The sequence below is a fragment of the Nocardia altamirensis NBRC 108246 genome (assembly GCF_001612685.1).
GTDB lineage: Bacteria > Actinomycetota > Actinomycetes > Mycobacteriales > Mycobacteriaceae > Nocardia > Nocardia altamirensis.
This window is the reverse complement of sequence record NZ_BDAY01000015.1, coordinates 157093-175611: the sequence shown is the minus strand read 5'-3', so window position 1 is coordinate 175611 and position 18519 is coordinate 157093. Positions and strand designations below refer to the sequence as shown.

At 68.6% G+C, this 18519-nt stretch carries 19 protein-coding genes; 5 read left to right on the top strand and 14 right to left on the bottom strand.

The window, feature by feature from the left end:
• Positions 1-2: 2 nt before the first annotated feature.
• The 4 genes from NA11_RS10860 to NA11_RS10845 form a co-directional block, all read right to left on the bottom strand.
• Positions 3-2102, bottom strand: coding sequence for a 5-oxoprolinase/urea amidolyase family protein (locus tag NA11_RS10860; protein ID WP_084654501.1), 2100 nt, complete (start codon positions 2100-2102; stop codon positions 3-5).
• Positions 2099-2716 (bottom strand): urea amidolyase associated protein UAAP2, encoded by a 618-nt coding sequence (locus NA11_RS10855; RefSeq protein WP_069161693.1) that lies wholly within the window; start codon positions 2714-2716, stop codon positions 2099-2101. Before NA11_RS10855 ends, NA11_RS10860 begins: the two co-directional genes overlap by 4 nt.
• Entirely contained in the window at positions 2713-3465 is a 753-nt protein-coding gene (locus NA11_RS10850; protein ID WP_069161692.1) for a DUF1989 domain-containing protein, read from the bottom strand. Before NA11_RS10850 ends, NA11_RS10855 begins: the two co-directional genes overlap by 4 nt.
• 78 nt (positions 3466-3543) lie before the next feature.
• The gene (locus NA11_RS10845) at positions 3544-5067 is read right to left on the bottom strand and encodes an amino acid permease (RefSeq protein ID WP_069161691.1); all 1524 of its coding nucleotides are present in this window, start codon (positions 5065-5067) and stop codon (positions 3544-3546) included.
• Between the two features lie 193 nt (positions 5068-5260).
• On the opposite strand from NA11_RS10845, the gene NA11_RS10840 reads away from it, so the two are divergent.
• Entirely contained in the window at positions 5261-5944 is a 684-nt protein-coding gene (locus NA11_RS10840) for a TetR/AcrR family transcriptional regulator (protein ID WP_084654499.1), read from the top strand.
• 31 nt (positions 5945-5975) lie between these two features.
• Here the strand turns inward: NA11_RS10840 and NA11_RS10835 are convergent, their stop codons facing one another.
• The 6 genes from NA11_RS10835 to NA11_RS10810 all read right to left on the bottom strand — a co-directional run bounded on the left by NA11_RS10835 (position 5976) and on the right by NA11_RS10810 (position 10386).
• Entirely contained in the window at positions 5976-6506 is a 531-nt protein-coding gene (locus NA11_RS10835; RefSeq protein ID WP_069161722.1) for a hypothetical protein, read from the bottom strand.
• Positions 6507-6623: 117 nt separating this feature from the next.
• Positions 6624-7424 carry a family 1 encapsulin nanocompartment shell protein gene (locus tag NA11_RS10830; protein WP_069161690.1) on the bottom strand — a complete coding sequence of 267 codons (801 nt, stop codon included), beginning with the start codon at positions 7422-7424 and terminating at the stop codon, positions 6624-6626.
• Positions 7421-8440 (bottom strand): Dyp-type peroxidase, encoded by a 1020-nt coding sequence (locus NA11_RS10825; protein WP_069161721.1) that lies wholly within the window; start codon positions 8438-8440, stop codon positions 7421-7423. The genes NA11_RS10830 and NA11_RS10825 overlap by 4 nt, the downstream gene beginning before the upstream one ends.
• A gap of 73 nt (positions 8441-8513) precedes the next feature.
• Positions 8514-8840: a cupin domain-containing protein gene (locus NA11_RS10820; protein WP_069161689.1), complete on the bottom strand. Its 327-nt coding sequence runs from the start codon at positions 8838-8840 to the stop codon at positions 8514-8516.
• A 200-nt stretch (positions 8841-9040) separates the two neighbouring features.
• Positions 9041-9544 carry a dihydrofolate reductase gene (locus tag NA11_RS10815; RefSeq protein ID WP_069161688.1) on the bottom strand — a complete coding sequence of 168 codons (504 nt, stop codon included), beginning with the start codon at positions 9542-9544 and terminating at the stop codon, positions 9041-9043.
• Positions 9541-10386, bottom strand: coding sequence for a thymidylate synthase (locus NA11_RS10810; protein ID WP_069161687.1), 846 nt, complete (start codon positions 10384-10386; stop codon positions 9541-9543). The genes NA11_RS10815 and NA11_RS10810 overlap by 4 nt, the downstream gene beginning before the upstream one ends.
• Between NA11_RS10810 and cobF the strand changes: the two genes are divergently transcribed.
• Positions 10385-11140, top strand: a complete 756-nt coding sequence (gene cobF / locus NA11_RS10805) for a precorrin-6A synthase (deacetylating) (RefSeq protein WP_069161686.1) — start codon at positions 10385-10387, stop codon at positions 11138-11140. The two genes, NA11_RS10810 and cobF, sit on opposite strands and share 2 nt — an antisense overlap.
• Positions 11141-11271: 131 nt before the next feature.
• The gene (locus NA11_RS10800; RefSeq protein WP_069161685.1) at positions 11272-12141 is read left to right on the top strand and encodes an Fpg/Nei family DNA glycosylase; all 870 of its coding nucleotides are present in this window, start codon (positions 11272-11274) and stop codon (positions 12139-12141) included.
• On the opposite strand, the gene NA11_RS10795 is transcribed toward NA11_RS10800, so the two are convergent.
• The 4 genes from NA11_RS10795 to pdxR are packed head-to-tail and all read right to left on the bottom strand — an operon-like array spanning position 12134 to position 16724.
• A complete protein-coding gene (locus NA11_RS10795) occupies positions 12134-13639 on the bottom strand; it encodes a carboxylesterase/lipase family protein (protein ID WP_069161684.1) in 1506 nt (501 codons plus the stop codon). The genes NA11_RS10800 and NA11_RS10795 overlap by 8 nt on opposite strands.
• Before the next feature lie 13 nt (positions 13640-13652).
• Positions 13653-15089, bottom strand: coding sequence for a dihydrolipoyl dehydrogenase family protein (locus NA11_RS10790; protein ID WP_069161683.1), 1437 nt, complete (start codon positions 15087-15089; stop codon positions 13653-13655).
• Positions 15090-15097: 8 nt separating this feature from the next.
• Positions 15098-15343, bottom strand: coding sequence for a DUF2630 family protein (locus tag NA11_RS10785; protein ID WP_069161720.1), 246 nt, complete (start codon positions 15341-15343; stop codon positions 15098-15100).
• Positions 15344-15353: 10 nt separating this feature from the next.
• On the bottom strand, positions 15354-16724 hold the full coding sequence (pdxR, locus tag NA11_RS10780) for a MocR-like pyridoxine biosynthesis transcription factor PdxR (RefSeq protein WP_069161682.1): 1371 nt from the start codon (positions 16722-16724) through the stop codon (positions 15354-15356).
• Positions 16725-16804: 80 nt separating this feature from the next.
• Here pdxR and NA11_RS10775 point away from each other — a divergent pair, with 80 nt between their 5' ends.
• Positions 16805-17497, top strand: a complete 693-nt coding sequence (locus tag NA11_RS10775; protein WP_069161681.1) for a pyridoxamine 5'-phosphate oxidase family protein — start codon at positions 16805-16807, stop codon at positions 17495-17497.
• 96 nt (positions 17498-17593) lie between these two features.
• On the top strand, positions 17594-18460 hold the full coding sequence (locus NA11_RS10770) for a DUF4436 domain-containing protein (protein ID WP_218023287.1): 867 nt from the start codon (positions 17594-17596) through the stop codon (positions 18458-18460).
• Positions 18461-18519: the final 59 nt, after the last annotated feature.

Sequence of the window (18519 nt, the reverse complement as noted above, 5' to 3'; positions counted from 1 at the left end):
GCTCAGCCGAGCTCCCCGGCCGCCCGCCACGAGCTGCGTTCGGCACCGAAGGCCGCGGACTGGGTGGCGCGGAACGCATCGATGGACTCGGCGTTGTCGGCGAGGAACTTTCGGTACTCGGCGAGGCTGAACTCGCCGTCCTCGGTGTCGACGTCGATCATGCCCGCGGCGAAATCGGCACGACGGGCCAGGAGTTCGTCGGCCTCGACCGGGTACCAGCGGATGCGATCGAAATAGCGGAGCAGCCATGGTGTTTCCGCGCCCGCGGTGGAGCGGTCCGCACCAGGCGGCAGTGCGGTGCGTGCGTGATGGTTCCAGACCTGGGTGGTGCGGCCGACGAATTGGTAGCCGCCGGGGCCTTCCATGCCGTAGATGCACAGGTAGGCGCCGCCGATGCCGACCGCGTTCTGCGGGGTCCAGGTGCGGGCGGGGTTGTATTTGGTGGTCACCAGGCGGTGGCGCGGATCGGTCGGGGTGGCGACCGGTGCGCCGAGATACACGTCGCCGAGGCCGAGGACGAGGTATTCGGCATTGAACACGGTGTCGTAAACCTCTGCCACCGAGGCCAATCCGTTCATCCGGCGGATGAACTCGATATTCCACGGGCACCACGGCGCGTCGGCGCGGACACCGTGCATGTAGCGGGTGATCGCCTCGCGGGTGGACGGGTCGTCCCAGGAGAGCGGGAGATGCACGGTGCGGCTGGGGACGACGAGCGCATCGGCGGCGGGCAGCTGCGCTTCGGCCTCGGCGAGCAGATCGAGGAGCGCGGTGCGGGAGAGGACGTGCGGGTCGACCCGGATCTGGAGTGACCGGATGCCGGGGGTCAGTTCGGTCACGCCACGCACGCCGGCCGCGAGCAGGTGCTGATGGAGGGCGTGCACGCGGGCGCGCAGGCCGAGATCCAATGTCATGGCGCCGTATTCGACGAGTACCGCGTCGTCGCCCGCCCGGCGATAGGTCACCCCGGTCTCGTCGTCGACCTCGGCCCGGCGCAGCACGCCGTCGTCACCGTCGCCGCCCGACGACAGCACGATGGGCCAGGCGGCGCGACGGCCAGGGCCGAGATCGCGCAGCGAGGCGGCGCGCTCGGCGCGGATGGGCACGAACCGGACGGCATTGCCCGGTGCCAGCTGCCCGAGCTTCCAGCGGTCAGCGGCGACGACGGTCACCGGGCAGACGAAACCGCCGAGGCTCGGACCGTCCGGGCCGAGCAGGATCGGGGTGTCGCCGGTGAAGTCCAGTGCACCAACCGAATACGCGGTGTCGTGAATGTTCGACGGGTGCAGCCCCGCCTCGCCGCCGTCGGTGCGTGCCCACTCCGGCTTGGGGCCGACGAGGCGAACGCCGGTGCGGTCGGAGTTGAAGTGCACCGCGTAGTCGGTGCCGATGATGGTGTCGACGTCGGCGCGCGTGAAGAATTCCGGTGCGCCGTGCGGGCCCTCGGTGACGGCCAGTTCCCAGCGTTCGGTCATCGCCGGTTGATCGTCGGCCGGGACGCCGGTCGTGACGGCGCCGTGCGGCGCCCCGAGCGGCAGCACTTCGTCGGCGCGCAGGACGCCGCCGTCGCTGCCGCCGAACCGTCCGAGCGTGAAAGTGGCGGTGCTGCCGAGATATTCGGGCAGCTGGAGGCCGCCTGCGACCAACACGTAGCACCGCATTCCCGGGCCGCGCAGCGCGCCGACCTCGAGGAGGCCGCCTGCGGGCACCAGGACCGTGCGCCACTGCGGCACGCGTGCGCCGTCCACGGTGCTGTCAACGGGCGCGCCGGTGACGCATATCCACGTCGGCGCGGAGAAGCGCAGTGCGGGCCCGGCCAACGTGCACTCCAGTCCGGCCGCGCCATCGGGGTTGCCGAGCGCTCGGTTGCCGAGCCGGAACGACAGGTCGTCCATCGGCCCCGATGGCGGCACTCCGACGTGCCAGTAGCCGGTCCGTCCCGGCCAATCCTGCACGGTGGTCAGCATTCCCGGGCGCACCACCGTGACCGAGGCACCCGGTTGTCCGTCAACCGGCGAGCAGCATTCGGCGGCGGGAGTCTGCGTTGCCTGCGGCTCAGGGCCAGTCGGTGCGGCGCGGGGGTGTAGTTCTGCGAGGGTCATCGCGTCACCACCATCCGGACCGGTGTCGGGTCGAAACCGTTGCAGGGGTTGTTGATCTGCGGGCAGTTGGACACCAGCACCAGGGTGTCGATCTCGGCACGCAGCGTGACTTTCTTTCCGGGCGCGGACAATCCGTCGACGATGCCGAGGGTGCCGTCCGGCTCCACCGGAACGTTCATGAACCAGTTGATGTTCGACACCAGGTCCCGCTTGTCGAGGCCCCACTGCATCGCCGCGGTGAGGAAGTTCTCCACGCACGCGTGCTGATGGCGGGTGTGGTGGCCGTAGCGCAGCGTGTTCGACTCCTGCGAGCAGGCACCCGCGATGGTGTCGTGGTTGCCGACCTCGTCGGCGATCACGGTCATCAAGGCGGTGCCTGTGTCGGTCAGCAGCACGCTGCCGGTGGTGAGGAAGATGTTGCGCTGTGCGGCGACGGTGGCCTGGGCGCTGTAGCGGTCGGTGTGGTCGGCGGCCGAGTACAGGAGGCAGTCGACCGCCTGATTGCCGTGCAGATCGATGATCTCCAGGTGCTCACCCGCCCGGACCACCGCGGACCACGGAGCGCGGGCTTGGACGGTCTCGTCGCGCACGACGGTACGCTCCGTGCTGGTCATGGCGTTACCTCCGGCGTGCGCGCGGCGATCCAGGCCTGTTCGGTGTTCTGCACCGCCCGTTGATATTCCGGGTCGGTGTTGTGCGTGACCTCGAGGTCCGCCTGCGCGGCCCATGCGACGACATCGAGCTCGGTGGCGGCGCGGTCGTCGAGCGGATGTGCGGCATTGGCGACAAGCAGGGTGACCGGGAGGTGTACCAGCAGGTCGACCGACGCACCGGCGACGGCGCTGCCGGTGGCGGTCAGCGCGCCGTCGGCCTCGACGCGGATCCCGCGGAAGAACGACACTGTCGGGCCGATATCCCGCGGTGCCAGACCGTGTTTGGCCCCGGCAAGGCGAAGCAGTTGCCGTGCCTCGGCGGTCGGCCCGCACAGGGTGTCGTGGCGGCCCGAGGTATCGGCCAGCACGGTGGCGAGGACGCGGCCCTGGTCGGACAGCAGCGGATGTCCGTCGCCGAGATAGGCCTGCCACGGAACCTTCACGGTGTCAGCGACATTCAGTCGTTCCCACGGCGCGTCCGTGCGTACCAGCAGCAGATGCGCGCACGCGGCGCCCGCCGGGTCGGACAGCCGGATCCGGGTGCCGCGCCCCAGCGCGACGTTGGCATAGCCGCTCGCCGGAATGCGCTGGGCAAAGGTTATGGCGGCGGCGTCGACACCCTCGGGCAGTGCGGGCTCCGCGATGGCCGCGGCGGCTGCCTGCGCGCGAGCGTGCGCCATGGCGCCCATGGTGGATGCGGTGCTGGTCATCAGTGCTCCCTTCGACGGGTGCTGTCAGTTCGATTCGCACAGCGCGGTGGTGGCCGACGCCACCACCGCGCGGCTGAGTCAGGCGGGCTGCGTAGCGGTTTCGGCGCGCGGCGCCGTGCGCACGAACCAGTGCACGAGCACGCCGACCGCGACCACGAGCAGCACGAACAGCGGTGCGGCCCAGAGCATCCACCAGCCGCCGCCCTTGGGGGTGTATACCTCGGCGCGTGGCCACGCCAGGTTCACCGCCATCGCAATGCCCCAGGTCACGGCGAGCACGTTGATCGGAATGCCGAAGCGGCCGAGGCTGAACAGCGTCGTGTCGGGGTCCTCGGCAGGCCAGCCCTTGCAGCGTCGCACCAGCAGCGGCACCGTCACCAGCAGATAGGCCAGGTACAGCGTCACGATACACACGCTGGCGAGCGTGGCGAAGATCGCGGCATTGCCGAGATTGACCAGCAGCAAGCCGATTCCGAGCACGCCGATGACGATCGAGGGCAGGACCGGGGTGCCGAAGCGGTTGTGCACGACGGCAAGTGGTTTGGCGAACGGCAGCTTGCCGTCCCTGGCCATCGAGAACATCAGGCGTGATCCGGCGGTCTGAATTGCCAAGGTGCACACCGTGATCGCCACCGCGACACAGCCGAGCAGCACCGTGCCCGCCGGGCTGTTCAGTTTGGCGGTGAGCACGTAGGCGAGGCCGTCGGTGGCCAGTGCCCCGTCGGACAGGCTCGGCGCGGCCATCAGCGCGCTGATCAGCAGCAGCCCGCCGCCGAGCGCGGACGCCGACAGCGCGGTCAGGATGGTGCGCGGCGCCACCCGGCGCGGGTTCTTCGTTTCCTCGGAAAGCTCACCGGCGGAATCGAATCCGACCATCACGTAGGCGGCCATCAGTCCCGAGACCAGGAACGCGGCCCAGTACGGGCCCGGTGCTGCCTGGTCGGTCTGCAGGACAACGCCGGGACCACGCTCGGTGTTGCTGAAGAACAGCGCGATGATCGCGAGCACGCCGACGATCTCGACGGTGACGCCGATCGAATTGATCCGCGCCATCACATCGATGCCGATCACATTGATCAGCGTGGTGATCATCAGCAGCACGCTGCCGAGCAGCACCGCGTTCGTCGCGCCGGAGGCCGAGGTGAGTGCCGTGTCGTCACCGATGAGCTGGAAGCCGCTCCAGATGGACGGCAGGACCACCTGCAGCGCGATGGCGGCTGCTGCAGCGGTCACGATCTGCGCGATGATCATCATCCAGCCCGCGAACCAGCCGACGATCTCGCCGCCGAGTCGCCGCGACCACTGATATATGCAGCCGGAAATCGGGTAATGCGCGGCCAATTCGGCGAAATTGAGCGCGACCAGGAACTGGCCCGCGAAGACGATCGGCCAGGTCCAGAAGAATGCGGCGCCGCCGAACGAATAGCCGAAGCCGAAGAACTGGAAGATCGTGGTGAGGATGGAGACGAAGGAAAACCCTGCGGCGAACGAGGCGTAGCGCCCGAGTTTGCGATGCAGCACCGGCTGATAGCCGAATCGGGTGAGGTCGAGACCGTCCGCGCTGGTGTCGGGCGGTGGGGCGGAGGTGAGCGTTGCGGCCATGGCGGGTCCTTAAGCATGCGGCCAATACCTATCAGATGACAGTTTTAAGGAGGTGATCGCACTTTTCGTGACCCGCATGTATCGCTTACGCTAACCCCGGTTACGGGTATATTTCCGGGCGTCCGCGGTAAATGGCAGGAATATGCCATGTGGCGGGGGTGGGCACGATCGTCGCGCCGCGCCGCCTGCCAGAATGGGCCCTGTGGCAAACCTCGGCCCCGGCCGTCCCCGGATAGCGCAGCGACTCCGTCGCGGCGGGACACCGCGCGCCGAGATCCTCGACGCTGCCGGAGAGTTGTTCACCACCAACGGTTATGCCAACACCTCGACCAGGGTGATCGCCGACGCCGTCGGCATCAGACAGGCCTCGCTGTACCACCACTTCGCGGCCAAGGACGACATCCTCGACGCGCTACTCGCCGAAACCGTCACCACCCCACTGGAACTCGCTGTCCGGCTGGACGCGGTCAAGGAATCGGCGCCGACCCGCCTCTACGCGCTGGCATCCTTCGACGTCAGGCAGCTCTGCGCGGCGCGCTGGAATCTCGGTGCGCTCTACCTGCTTCCCGAGGTGCGTACCGCCCGATTCGCGACCTTCCGGCTCCGCCGTGACGAATTGCGCAGACACTATGAGGCTTTGGCCGCCGCCGTGCTGGCCGAAGTCGGCGGCGCAGGCATCACCGACGCGCAAGCCCTGCCGTTCCGGCTGGTCGAGATGGTGATCGGCATCCGCTCGGATGAAGGTGTCGCACCGGCCGCCGCCGAGCGGACGATCCCTGACGCGGCCCTGCGCGTGCTCGGCTGGCCCGGCGACCTGGACGCGCTGCGCACGGCGGCACACCAGCTGCTCGAACGGCTGGAACCGCCTGCCGCGTAAGGTCGCGTCGCTGTGGACGACCGCGCCGAGATCAGCGGGTCGGCGGCGCGATCTGCCAGTGCTGCTGCAGCGCACCCGCGATTTCGGGGAGCACGGTGACCGGGATTCGTTTGTGGCGCAGCAGGGCTCGGATTTCGTTGACCTGCTCGCGCTTGCGCAGGTCGTAGGCGCCGGAGACCGGGCGGAGCACCGGCGGAATCGAGAGCAGCACCAGTTCGCCGTGTTGTTCGTCGCCGCCGGAGAGGTCGAGGGCGAGCGACCAGCGCGCGCGGTCGTCGAGGGTGAAGCGGCCGGCGACCACGCGGTCCCAGTCGATGCTGGACACCGTCCACGGCGTGCGGCGGTAGATCGCCTGCTCGGTGAGCAGGATGGCGTCTCGGGTGAACAGCGCCGCCATCACGGCGACACCGGCGATCGCGCCGACGAGCAATCCGGTGAACACCCGGTTCACCCCGAACAGTCCGACGATCGCCGCGGCCATCGCGACGGTCGCCAGAATCCCGAGGACGCTGTACAGCGCCGCGCGCTGTGTGGGGACGACACCCGCCCGCACCATTGTCATCTCATCCACCTGCTTCCGGCCTGCTGCGGCACACGCTACCGGCCGCCGGGTGCTCCCGCATTTCGCTCGATATCCCGCACGGCCGTCGCGCGTGCGTGCGGGATATCGAGCGGGTGTTCAAGATTGCAGCGCGACCGCGGCCTCGGCGGTGTGCACCAGGAAGGTCAGGCTCTGCTGGAAGTACAACTGCACCGAGTCGGCGTCGTGCGACAGGTAACCGATCGAAAGGTCCTGTCCGAGGCGGAGATCGAAGTCACCGCCGCGGGTGGTCAGCACGAACGCGCCGTCGATCGCAGGCGCCCAGACGATCTCGCCGTCCGGGATGAGGCGCTCGATGTGCGTGCGGATCGGATGGCCGTGGTCGGAGGTCTCGCTGACCGCGGTGAACAGATCAGCGCTGAGCAGCACCGAGTAGGGCCCGTCGACGCCGGCCAGCCGCAGCGCGCTGAGCGCGAGCGCGATCGACTCAGGCACCAGCCGTGGATCGTTGGGCAGCGAGATCGGATCGTTGGTCGAGCTGGCTCGCATGCCGGTGATGCCTGCGGCCTGATAGCCCTCGAAGATGGCCCGATCCTCGGCGAACGCGATCCGCTGCGCGGCGTCCTTCACCGGATCGAGGTCGGTGTCCTTGGCGCCGCGCTCGACATTGTCGAGCTCCTCGCGCGAGAGCCGGAACGGCACCCGCAGCTCGACCAGCGGCGCGACGATCCGCTGCTTGGCGAGCACGCCCTCGGCGGGCGCGGCGATCTGGGTGGTGTGCCCGGTGCCGACCGCGGCGTAGTCGAGGCCGTGCGGGCCGGACAGGTCGACGACGCGGCGCCCGGCGATGTGCCGTTTGAAGGTGCGTGTCGCCTCTTCCTCGATCGCCGACCATGCCTCGTCGGTGACCGGCGCGAGTTCGCGATGGAGGTTGTTCATGACTGCATGCTCCTTTTCAACGTGCCGATACCGAGTGAGCCCGAGCCGATGTCGTTGGGCTGCACCGCTTCCGCCGCGACCGCAGGCTCCGGTGGTGGCGGAAGTTCTTCCAGGAAGTCCAACGACGGCGCGAAGAAGGACGTGCCGGTGACTGCGATGGAGAAGTCGAGGATCCGGTCGTAGGCCGCCTCGTCGGTGCCGACGAACATGCGGGTGAGCATCAGCTCGGTGATGCTCGGCGTCGCCGCGTAGGCGATGTAGTACGTCCCGAACTCACCGTCCTTGACGCTGCCGAACGGCATGTTGGCGCGCAGGATCTGGCGCTCGGTGCCGTCGGCGTCGACGATGGTGTTCACCGCGACGTGCGAGTCGGCGGGCTTGTCGGCGTCGGAGAGCTCGAAGTCGTCGAGCTTGGTGCGCCCGATGATCTTCTCCTGCTGCTCGACGGTCAGCGCGCGCCAGTCCGCCATCGGGTGCAGGTATTTCTGCACGATGACGTAGCTGCCGCCGCGGAACTCGGGGTCCTCGTCGCCGACCAACGCGGCGGCATAGGCGGATCGGCCCTCCGGGTTCTCGGTGCCGTCGACGAAGCCGAGCAGGTCGCGCTGTTCGAAGTAGCGGAAGCCGACGGTCTCGTCGACGATCGTTGCCGCGCCTGCGAGCCGATCGCCGATCGTCATGGCCAGCTCGAAGCAGGCGTCCTGGTTCTCCGCGCGAATGTGGAACAGCAGATCGCCTGGCGTCGCGGGGGCCTGGTGGTGCTCGCCGACGAAGCCGGGGAACTCGTGCAGCTCGGCAGGCTTCGGTCCGGCGAAGAGTCGATCCCACGCCGCAGAGCCGATCGAGGCGACGCAGCTGAGCCCCGCCCCCGGCAGCCGGAAACCGACCGAGCGGCGCAGGCCGGACAGATCGGCGATGGTGTCCCGCACGACCGCCTCGCCGCCCTCGTCGATGGTGGCGACCAGGAAGATCGCGGCCGGGGTGAGCGGATCGAGAATCGGCTGCGGCTCACTCATGATCATCAGCCTAGTGCCAGGCGCGGCGCCGCCGACCGAGCGGCACCGCGATTGCCGCAGGCGTTGCCGGTTACTACTTGGCGACCGTCAGCAGGAAGGCGACGTCGTCGACAGCCTTGACGCTGTGCCTGGCCTTGGGCACCACGATCAGGTCGCCCGCGGAGCCCTTCCACTCGTTGTCGCCACTGATCAAGGTCAGCGTGCCACTGAGCACGAGCATGGTGGCTTCGCCCGCATTGTCGTGTTCGGCCAGACTCTGGCCCGCGCTGAGGCCGACCACGGTCTGGCGCAGCGAATTCGCGTGACCGCCGTAGATGGTTTGCGAACTGCGTCCGCTCGTGGCGGTGCTGGCCAACTTGAGCTGTTGCCTGGCAACCGCAGTCAGCGATTTCTTGTCCATGGACCGCCTTTCGCAATGACAGCAGCCGATGCGAGGGCTGGTCGCACCGGCTCGGGGGCACGAACGAACGAAGGCCCGGCCCCGCTTACCCTGGAGTATGCCCGACCCTGCCTGGTCACGGGTGGTGTTTGCACGGCAGGGGCGTTCTGTGATCGAACGGTGTTGTGTGGCCGCAATGATCGATGCGGGGAGTTTGCCAATTAGTGGGTTTTGCGGCGGGTGTAGCGGCGGATGCGGTATCGGAGGCCCGACGTCGACTCCTGCCACGGTGCGTCGTCGTCGACCGTCCATTCCGGGCCGATCTCGGGGGCGAACGCATCGCCTGCGACAGTGCTCTCCACCTCGGTGACGAGCAGGTCGGAGGCGAAATCCATAGCGGCGCGATAGATTTCACCACCGCCCATGATCCACACGGTGTCGTCGCCGCTCAGTGCCAGCGCGTCGGCCACCGATCCGGCGCGCTCGGCGCCCTCGGCGGTCCACTCGGGTTGCCTGGTCACCACGATGTTGCGCCTGCCGACGAGCGGGCGGAATCGGGCAGGCAGGGAATCCCAGGTGCGCCTGCCCATCACCACCGGATGTCCCATGGTGATCGCTTTGAAGTTCGCCGTGTCCTCGGGCACCCGCCACGGGATGGTGTTCTCGACACCGATCACTCCGTCGGGGGTTTGCGCCCAGATCAGCCCGATGGTGCGGGAACTCACACCGCCACCGGTGCCTTGATCGCCGGATGATGCTGGTAGTCAACCACTTCCACGTCGTCGTAGGCGTAGTCGAACAGGGTCGGCGCAGGCCGGAGGTGCAGTGTGGGGAACGGGTACGGATCGCGGGTCAGTTGCTCGTTGACCTGATCGAGGTGGTTGTCGTAGATGTGGCAGTCGCCGCCGGTCCAGATGAAATCGCCGGGGACGAGCTCGGTCTGCTGGGCCACCATGTAGGTGAGTAGTGCGTAGCTGGCGATATTGAACGGCACACCGAGGAACAGGTCGGCGCTGCGCTGATACAGCTGGCAGGACAGCCTGCCGTCGGCCACGTAGAACTGGAAGAACGCGTGGCACGGCGCCAGCGCCATCTTGTCGAGTTCGGCGACGTTCCACGCGGACACGAGCATGCGCCGGGAGTCCGGGTTGGTGCGCAGCGTGTGCAGCACCTCGGAGATCTGGTCGACGTGCATGCCGTCCGGCGTCGGCCACGACCGCCACTGCACGCCGTAGACCGGACCGAGTTCGCCGTCGGCGTCGGCCCATTCGTCCCAGATGGTGACGCCGTGCTCCTGCAGCCAGCCCACGTTGGAATCGCCGCGCAGGAACCAGAGCAACTCGTAGACGATCGACTTGAGATGCACCTTTTTGGTGGTGATCAGTGGGAAGCCCGCCGACAGGTCGTAGCGCAGCTGATGGCCGAAGATGCTGCGCGTTCCGGTGCCGGTGCGATCCTTCTTCGCCGTGCCGGAGTCCAGCACCAGCCGGAGCAAATCCTCGTACTGGGTATCGGTCGCCACGCCTGGCCACTCTAGTCTTCCTGCGGCCTGGCAAGCTCGGCGCATGCACATGCTCTATGTGATCGGCATCGGCGCCGGCGATCCCGACCAGGTGACGGTGCAGGCGATCAAGGCGATGCGTCAGGTCGACGTGTTCTTCGTGATCGGCAAGGGCGAGGAGAAGCGCGAGCTCGTCGAGGTGCGGACGGCGATCCTGGCTGAGCATGTCGATCGGCCCTATCGGATCGTCGATATCGCCGACCCGCCTCGGGACCGGGCACCCGCGGATTATCAAGGGGTGGTCGAGGATTGGCACGAGCGCAGGTCCACGGTGCTCGAGGCCGCCTTCGCGCAGGCCGACGGGATCGGCGGGATCCTGGTGTGGGGTGATCCCTCGCTGTACGACAGCACATTGCGGATGATCGAGCGGGTGCTTGCGCGCGGGCAGGTGCGGTTCGAGTACGCGGTGATTCCCGGTGTCACCAGCGTGCAGGCGCTGGCGGCCAGGCATCGGATGGTGCTGCATCGCATCGGCGAGCCGGTGCAGGTGACCACCGGCCGGCGGCTGCGGGCCGACGGGCTCGACGGTTCGGCGGTCGTGCTGCTCGACGGCGACTGCTCGTTCACCGAGGTGCCCGGCGCGGACGTGCACATTTGGTGGGGCGCCTACCTGGGGATGCCGGACGAGACGTTGATCGAGGGGCCGTTGCGCGAGGTCGAAGACGAGATCGTGCGCCGCCGCGCCGAGCTGCGGGCGCGCAAGGGGTGGATCTTCGACGTCTATCTCCTGCGCGATGGCGCTCCGCACGGCGTTCTGTGAGCGTGAGCGAACCGAAGGCACAGCCGCCAGAGTGGTCAGGACGAAGCTGAGCGTTCGCGACGCGCACCGGTCGCCGGTGCGTCGGGCGCGACAGACCTGTGGTTGTCGGTGGTCGTCGGTAACCTTGGCGTGTGCCCGAACTACCTGAGGTGGAGGCGCTGGCGCAGTTTCTGCGGGAACATGCGGTCGGCGCGGTGGTCGGGCGCGTGGATGTGGCGGCATTGAGCGCTGTGAAGACCTTCGATCCGCCGGTGACGGCGCTGTCCGGGCGGGACGTCACCGGTGCCGGTCGCTGGGGGAAGTTCCTCGGGATGCAGTGCGGCGAGATCTGGATGATCACCCATCTGTCCAGGGGTGGCTGGCTGCGCTGGATCGATGAACCGAGTCAGACGCCGCCCAAGCCGGGCGGCAAGAGCCCCTTGGCGTTGCGGGTGCACTTCTTCACCCCGGAGGGCGCGACGCCCGCCATCGACCTCACCGAGGCAGGCACCAAGAAGCGGCTCGCGGTCTACATCGTCGACGACCCGAAGCTGGTGCCGGGCATCGCGCGGCTCGGTCCGGACGCGCTCGAGCTGACCGAGGAGCAGTTCACCGAGATCCTGCGCGGCACTTCGCAGCGGATCAAGACTGCGATAGTCGACCAGACCCTGCTGGCAGGTATCGGCAACGCCTACTCCGACGAGATCCTGCACACCGCACGGGTCTCGCCGTTCGCCAATACGAAAACCATGGCGGCGGCGAAGGTCTCGGAGCTGTACGCGGCCATGCGTGCGGTGCTCACCGATGCGGTCCAGCGCTCCGTCGGCCAGGATGCCGCCCGCCTGAAGGGCGAGAAACGGTCGGGCATGCAGGTGCACGCGCGCACCGGCCTGCCGTGCCCGGTCTGCGGTGACACCATCCGCGAGGTCTCCTACGCCGAGCGTTCCTTCCAGTACTGCCCGACCTGTCAGACCGGCGGGAAGATCCTCGCCGACCGCAGGATGTCCAGGCTACTCAAGTAGTCAGGGTCGGTACTCGGACACCTTGCCAGGCAAGGCGTTTGGCCTTGTCCGGATCGTGCTCGAGCCGGGCGGGGGAGTCGATGATCATGGTGGTGCGGCTGTCCTCGGTGTAGGCGGGCCAGGACGGCAGCGGCGCGCCGGTGCGAGCGAAGGCCAGCCAGTTGTCCTGGAACTGGTCGGTGACGGCCCGCAGGCCACGGCGACCGCCGGGCGCGGTAATGGCGCGGCCGGCAGGCGATTCGCCGAATCCGAAGACCGGGATCAGGTCGGAGGCGTGCGTCGAGCCGAGACCGGCGAGCTGTGCCGCGCGCGGCGTGAAGTCGTAGCGGTAGGCGTAGGTCGGCGCATAGCGGCTGTGTCCGGCCATCACGGTGACCGACGGGCGCCAGAAGACGAAGTCGCCACCGGCTCGCACCGCGGCCTTGGCCGCCGGATAACCGGGATATGTTGCCGCGATGCGAGATTCGGCGTCGTCGCCCACCGCGGCGCGGAGGCGGTCCGGCGTGGTCGGCAGCGAGTCGGCGAACTTCGCGAACAGCGTGCCCTCGTCCCGGTTCGTGCCGATGATGAGCGGAACGCGGTGGGCGTTGCCCTCGGCGATCGCATCGATGGGCGCCTGCGGGAGAAAATCGCCGTCGACCACCGGGGCGATGGGGAACAGGCCGCGCCGTTCGCGCAGCACCCGATTGCTGGTGCGGTCGACGGCCCGGCGAATATCGTTGGCGCTCGCCGTCAGCAGCGCCTTCGCCGCGGTGTCCGGCGTCGCGCCGAGCTTGTCGACGCAGCGCAGGGCGAAGGCGCGGGCATCCGCGGCGGTCATCGCCCAGTCGGCCGGCGGGCTCTGCGAAATGGCCTGATGGAAAAGACCTTTCGCGGCGGGCGTGGCCAGCAGACTGAGCACCGCGTGCGCACCCGCAGACTCGCCGAAGACGGTCACATTGTCGGGATCGCCGCCGAACGCGGCGATATTCGTGCGCACCCACGCCAACGCCGCGACCTGGTCGCGCAAGCCGAGATTCGACTCGAAATCGTGGTCCGGCGTGGAGAACTCACCGAAATCGACGTAGCCGAACGCGCCGAGCCGATAATTCAGCGACACCAGCACGACGTCCCCGCGCACCGCGAGCCGCCCGCCGGAGTACAGCGCGAGCGCCGACGTGCCAGTGAGGTAGCCGCCGCCGTGGATGAAGACGAGCACCGGGCGCGGTGTGCTCGACGGGGTCGTCGGCACGGTGACATTCAGTGTCAGCGCATCCTCTGCAGTCGGCTGGTAGCTACGCGGCCCGACCCGCGCACCTGCCCGATGCTGCATCGCCGCGAACCCGAACTCGGTGCTCTCGCGAACCCCGGCCCACCGCGTAACCGGTTGTGGAGCCCGAAACCGCAAGTCACCCACCGGAGGGGCCGCGTAGGGCAGGGACCGCCAGCGCAACACGCGGCGGCCACGACGACCGCGCACGACTCCGTCGGCGGTCTGGATATCCGTCGATGCCACCATCCACCGATGGTAGCTACGCGCGCCGCGCCTCCAACAGACGTAACCAGAACTCGCTCACGGCCGGAAACGCGGGAACTGCGTGCCACAGGGTTGCCAGCGGCACCTTGCCGACGACCGCGATGGTGGCCGCGTGTAGTTGTTCGCCTGCCTCGGGGCCGACGAAGGTCGCGCCGAGGAGGGTGTCGGTGGTGGTGTCGATGACCAGCTTTGCGTGGCCCGCGAAATCGTTGCGGGCCAACGCGGATCCGGCGATTGCGATGTCGAGCTCTACTGTCTCGACCGAGTGGCCCGCTTTGCGGGCGGCCGCCTCGGTCAGCCCGACGGACGCGACCTCGGGGGCGGTGTAGACCACCTGGGGCACTTGGCTGTGGTCGGCGCTCGCGGTGAACTTCGGGTCGGTGAGTGGTTTGCCCTCGGCGCGGGCCGCGATCACGTCGCCGCACACCCGCGCCTGGTACTTGCCCATATGCGTCAGGGCCGCACGGTGATTCAGGTCGCCGACGCAGTAGAGCCAGTCGCCTGGCACGTCGCGGGCGGTCAGGTGGTCGTCGACGGACACGTAGCCGTCCGGCAGTCCGACCGCGGCCAGGTTCAGGCCCTCGGTGGCCGGTGTGCGGCCCGCGGCCACGATGATCTCGTCGGCCTCGAGCTCGGTGTCGCCGTCGGCGCTGCGCAGTCGCACGGTGACCGCGCCGCCGTGGATGCGACCTTCGCCGGTGTCCTTGGCATCGGGACGGTGCACGGCCGTCGGTTCGGTGCCGAGCGCGACCTTGACGCCGCTCGATTCCAGTGCGGCGACGACGCGTTCGCTCGCGAACGGTTCGGCGTTGGCGAGCACCGCCGCGCCGCGCACGATCATGGTGACGGATGCGCCGAGCGACGCAAGCCAGGTGGCCGCCTCGCAGGCCACCACGCCGCCGCCGATGATCACCACGCGCTGCGGGACCTCGTGCAGATTGGTGGCGTCGCGGGAGATCCACGGCAGCGCGTCGCGCAGGCCCGGCACGTCGGGAACGCTCGCGCGGGTGCCGGTGGCCAGCACCACCGCATGCCTGGCCCGCAGCACCGTGCCGTCGACCTCGACCTGCCGCTCTCCGACGAGCCTGCCGGTGCCGCGGACGACGTCGATGCGAGTGTCGTTGGCCCACTGCACCTGCGACGCGTCGTCGAGGTCGTGGACGAAGGAGTCGCGCCTGCGCAGCACGGCCTCGACGTCGAGGCCGGTCGCGGTGATCCCGTCCATGGCGCGCGCGGCGGACAGCACGTGCCCCGGCCGCAGCAGGGCCTTGCTGGGAACGCAGGCCCAGTAGGAACATTCGCCGCCGACGAGTTCGCGTTCCACGATCACCGCGGTGCGGTCGCTCCCGGCGATGGCGTAGGCCGCGGCGTTCTCGCCTGCGGGCCCGCCACCGACCACGATGACGTCGTATTCGGTAGGTGCACTCGACATGATCGCGACTACTGCAGGTAGCCCTCGACCTGTCCTGGCGAGCTCGGTTCCGCGGTATCGGGCGACTCACCTTGATCGATGCGTGCCCTGCGGTGTCGCAGCAGATCCCAGGCCTGGTCGAGCATCACCTCGAGCTCAGCGAGCTGCTGGCGTTCCACCTTGGGGTCCAAGGTGCCCTTCGAGGCCTGTGCGCGGAGCTCGTGCTCCTGATCGACGAGGGCTTTGATCCTGGCCAGCACATCCTGTTCGGTCATGCCGACCATGCTACGGCCGGGCCAGGCACGCGGCGGCGATCGGCACCGCAACGGCCAGGTCCGGCCACGACAGCGCGGTGTAGCCGAGGGCGACACCGAAGTGGTGCCGTTCCGGGCCGAGGTGATGGCGCATCAGCGGGTCGAGGCCGACCCCTTGCGCCTGTGCGGCGGCCACCGCGCGTTCCTCCGCGTCGGCCGAGGGCAGCGGCACCACCACATGGGAACCGGCGTCGTCGCCGAGCACGTCGAGCCCGCGGCGGCGGAGTTCGGTGACGACGAAGGCTCGCCGTGGCGGCAGCTCCCTGCGCAGTCTGCGCAGGTGCCTGGCCAGATCGCCGTGCGCGGCCAGCGCGACGAACACCTGTTGGCCCGCCGGACTCGGACTGGTCCCGGTGCGCTGCCGATACGCGACGATCGCGTCGGTGATCTCCGGCGCGGCGACCAGCCAGCCGACGCCGAGACTCGGCGAGAGGATCTTGCTCGTGGTGCCGAGGTGGACTACCACGTCCGGCGCCATCGCCGCCAGTAGTGGCAATGGCGCGGCGTCGTAACGCAATTCGCCGTCGTAGTCGTCCTCGATGATCAGCAGGTCAGCCCGCCGTGCGTGGTCGACGAGCTCGACGCGGCGGGCGGCAGGCAAGCGGGGACCCAGCGGAAACTGGTGTCCCGGTGTGCAATACACGGCCTTGATGTGCGGCGGAAGCAGATCGACCCGCAGGCCTGCCGCGTCGACCGGAACAGGGTGCACGTGGACTCCTGCGGCGCGGAAAGCGCCTGCGGCACGTTGATATCCGGGGTCCTCCATCGCGACGCTGTCGCCGGGACGAAGCAGGGCGGCCGCGAGTTCGCTTACCGCGGAACTGGTTCCGGCGGTGGCGAGCAGCATCGTTTCGGTGCCTGCGCCGAGCCCGCGATGCCGGAGCAGGTGTTCGATGATCGCGGTGCGGAATTCCGCCTCGCCCGCACGGTCTTTGCGGACCAGCGGGGAGGCGTCGGCGGCGGCGCGCCAGGCCCGGCGCCAGGCGGGCCGGTCGATGGCGTCGGTGCACGGTGCGCCGGGTTCCAGATCCAGCAGCGCTGGGCCGATACCAACCCCGTTGTGGACGATCGTGCGCGCGGGTGTGGTGGGTGGTGCGGTGGTCAGGTAGGTGCCGGACCCGCGTTTGCCGCTGATCCAGCCCTCGGCGTGCAGTTGGTCGTAGGCCGCGGCGATGACGGTGCGGCTCACGCCGAGCCGGTCGGCCAGCGAGCGGGAGGACGGCAGCCGGTCGCCGCCGCGCAGCAGTCCATTGCTTGCCGCGTTCCGCAGACTCGCAGCCACCTGCACCGACAGCGGTTCCGAGCGGGCGCGGTCGAGCGTGATGGGGAGTTCGTCGAGCACTGGTCACCTCGTGAATGGACTGTTCAAATTTTCTCGAATTGGTACTTCTATAGTGCCACTCGACACTCGATCCTGGTCTTATGACCCATTCAGCCGATCCAAGAACCCCGCTGTCGTCGACCCCGCGCAGCACGCTGACCCGGTCGAAGGAACGTGGACGCAGCGATCGAGCCGATCTGGAAGCGGTGCTCGACGCAGGGATGATCTGCCACCTCGGCGTGGTGCTCGGCGGTGCGCCGGTGGTGCTGCCCACCATCTACGGACGCGACGGCGACACCATGTACCTGCACGGCTCGACCGGCGCTGGCAACCTGCGCGCGGCATTGGCCGGCGACATCTCGGTCGCGATCACCCTGGTCGACGGCATCGTGTATGCCCGCTCGGCGATGCACTTTTCGATGAACTACCGCTCCGCGGTGGTGCACGGCCGCGCGGCGGAGATCACCGACACCGCTGAGCGGCTGCACGCGCTCCGGGTGATCACCGAGCATGCCGCGCCCGGCGCGTGGGCGCGGGTGCGGCCGCCGAACAAGAAGGAGTTGGCGGCGACCATGGTGCTCGCGCTCGACCTCGCCGAGGCTTCGGTGAAGATCCGCGCGGGCGGCCCCGGCGACGATCCGGCGGATATCGCCGCGGGCGGGGTGTGGTCGGGTGTGCTGCCGGTGCGCCAGGTGTGGGGCGAGCCGATCGATTCGCCCGACCTCGAGCCGGGCATCCCGGTGCCGAGCGACGTGCTCGACCGGGCCGAAACCGTGCTGCTGCCGGTGCGCTGACCTCGACACACCGCTCGTTCGCCGCGGCGTAGCTGGGCGGCCCTTATGGTGTGGTGGTTGCTGTTTCGCACCACCACACCATGGCTGGAGACGAGCGTGACGAGATTCCGGAAGACCTTCGCCGCGCTGGCGGCCGTCCTGGTGGTCGCCGTCGCGATCGTCGTCAGTCTCACGCTCTATCAGCTGCAGAAGGATCATGTGCAGACGGTGCACCTGATCGGCCATCTCGACGACGCCGACCGCGTCGATCTCGACGTGGTGGTGATCCAGATCGACGCCGCCCTGCAGGAAATGTCTGTCCAGGTGACGCCGATGCCGCGCGGTGCCTTGGCCGATGAGCTCGGCCGGTTCCGCGCCGACACCACGATCGACCTCTACGGCGTGAAACCCGAGCCGATCCTGGCCAAGGCAGGCGAGACGATCTCGGCCTCCGAGGTCAGGATCGCGATGGGCGGCGGCGGGATGATCACCGACTACCCGTTCGACAAGTACCGCGTGAACATCGATGCCGCCGCGGCGAGCGGTGACCGGCCCGTGCCGATGGTGATCAGCCTGTACAGCCTCGATGCCTTCTTCAAGATCCTGCCGAAGATCGATGACGAGCAGCGCGGCGATGCGATCGGCACGGTCGTCACCGTGTCCAGGTCGACCGCGTCGCTGACTTTCGCGCTGTTCGTGATGGTGCTGATGCTCGGGCTGGCGCTCGCGGCGGGGACGGCGGCGTTCTACGTGCTTTCCGGCAAGCGCGGGCTGATCTGGCCCGCCAACACCTTGATGGCCGCGGTGCTGTTCGCGATGATCCCGTTGCGCAACGCGGTGCCTGGCTCGCCACCCATCGGTTCGGTGATCGACTTCGGCTCGTTCTTCATCGCCGAAACTGTGGTGGCGTTGTCGTTGATCTGCACCGTGCTTGTCGGCTATCGGCACGAGGTCGGGAACGAGCGCAAGGATGCCGTCCAGTAGCCGCTGTGGTGTTGCTCATCGTTCGGATGCCAAGGGATCGTGGTCGATGTTTGTGCATC

Excerpts from the sequence above, each read along its gene's own strand:
- NA11_RS10860 (WP_084654501.1), bottom strand. The coding sequence starts at position 2,102 with ATGACCCTCGCAGAACTACACCCCCGCGCCGCACCGACTGGCCCTGAG.
- NA11_RS10855 (WP_069161693.1), bottom strand. The coding sequence starts at position 2,716 with ATGACCAGCACGGAGCGTACCGTCGTGCGCGACGAGACCGTCCAAGCC.
- NA11_RS10850 (WP_069161692.1), bottom strand. The coding sequence starts at position 3,465 with ATGACCAGCACCGCATCCACCATGGGCGCCATGGCGCACGCTCGCGCG.
- NA11_RS10845 (WP_069161691.1), bottom strand. The coding sequence starts at position 5,067 with ATGGCCGCAACGCTCACCTCCGCCCCACCGCCCGACACCAGCGCGGAC.
- NA11_RS10840 (WP_084654499.1), top strand. The coding sequence starts at position 5,261 with ATGGGCCCTGTGGCAAACCTCGGCCCCGGCCGTCCCCGGATAGCGCAG.
- NA11_RS10835 (WP_069161722.1), bottom strand. The coding sequence starts at position 6,506 with ATGACAATGGTGCGGGCGGGTGTCGTCCCCACACAGCGCGCGGCGCTG.
- NA11_RS10830 (WP_069161690.1), bottom strand. The coding sequence starts at position 7,424 with ATGAACAACCTCCATCGCGAACTCGCGCCGGTCACCGACGAGGCATGG.
- NA11_RS10825 (WP_069161721.1), bottom strand. The coding sequence starts at position 8,440 with ATGAGTGAGCCGCAGCCGATTCTCGATCCGCTCACCCCGGCCGCGATC.
- NA11_RS10820 (WP_069161689.1), bottom strand. The coding sequence starts at position 8,840 with ATGGACAAGAAATCGCTGACTGCGGTTGCCAGGCAACAGCTCAAGTTG.
- cobF (WP_069161686.1), top strand. The coding sequence starts at position 10,385 with ATGCACATGCTCTATGTGATCGGCATCGGCGCCGGCGATCCCGACCAG.
- NA11_RS10810 (WP_069161687.1), bottom strand. The coding sequence starts at position 10,386 with ATGCGCCGAGCTTGCCAGGCCGCAGGAAGACTAGAGTGGCCAGGCGTG.
- NA11_RS10795 (WP_069161684.1), bottom strand. The coding sequence starts at position 13,639 with ATGGTGGCATCGACGGATATCCAGACCGCCGACGGAGTCGTGCGCGGT.
- NA11_RS10790 (WP_069161683.1), bottom strand. The coding sequence starts at position 15,089 with ATGTCGAGTGCACCTACCGAATACGACGTCATCGTGGTCGGTGGCGGG.
- NA11_RS10785 (WP_069161720.1), bottom strand. The coding sequence starts at position 15,343 with ATGACCGAACAGGATGTGCTGGCCAGGATCAAAGCCCTCGTCGATCAG.
- NA11_RS10775 (WP_069161681.1), top strand. The coding sequence starts at position 16,805 with ATGACCCATTCAGCCGATCCAAGAACCCCGCTGTCGTCGACCCCGCGC.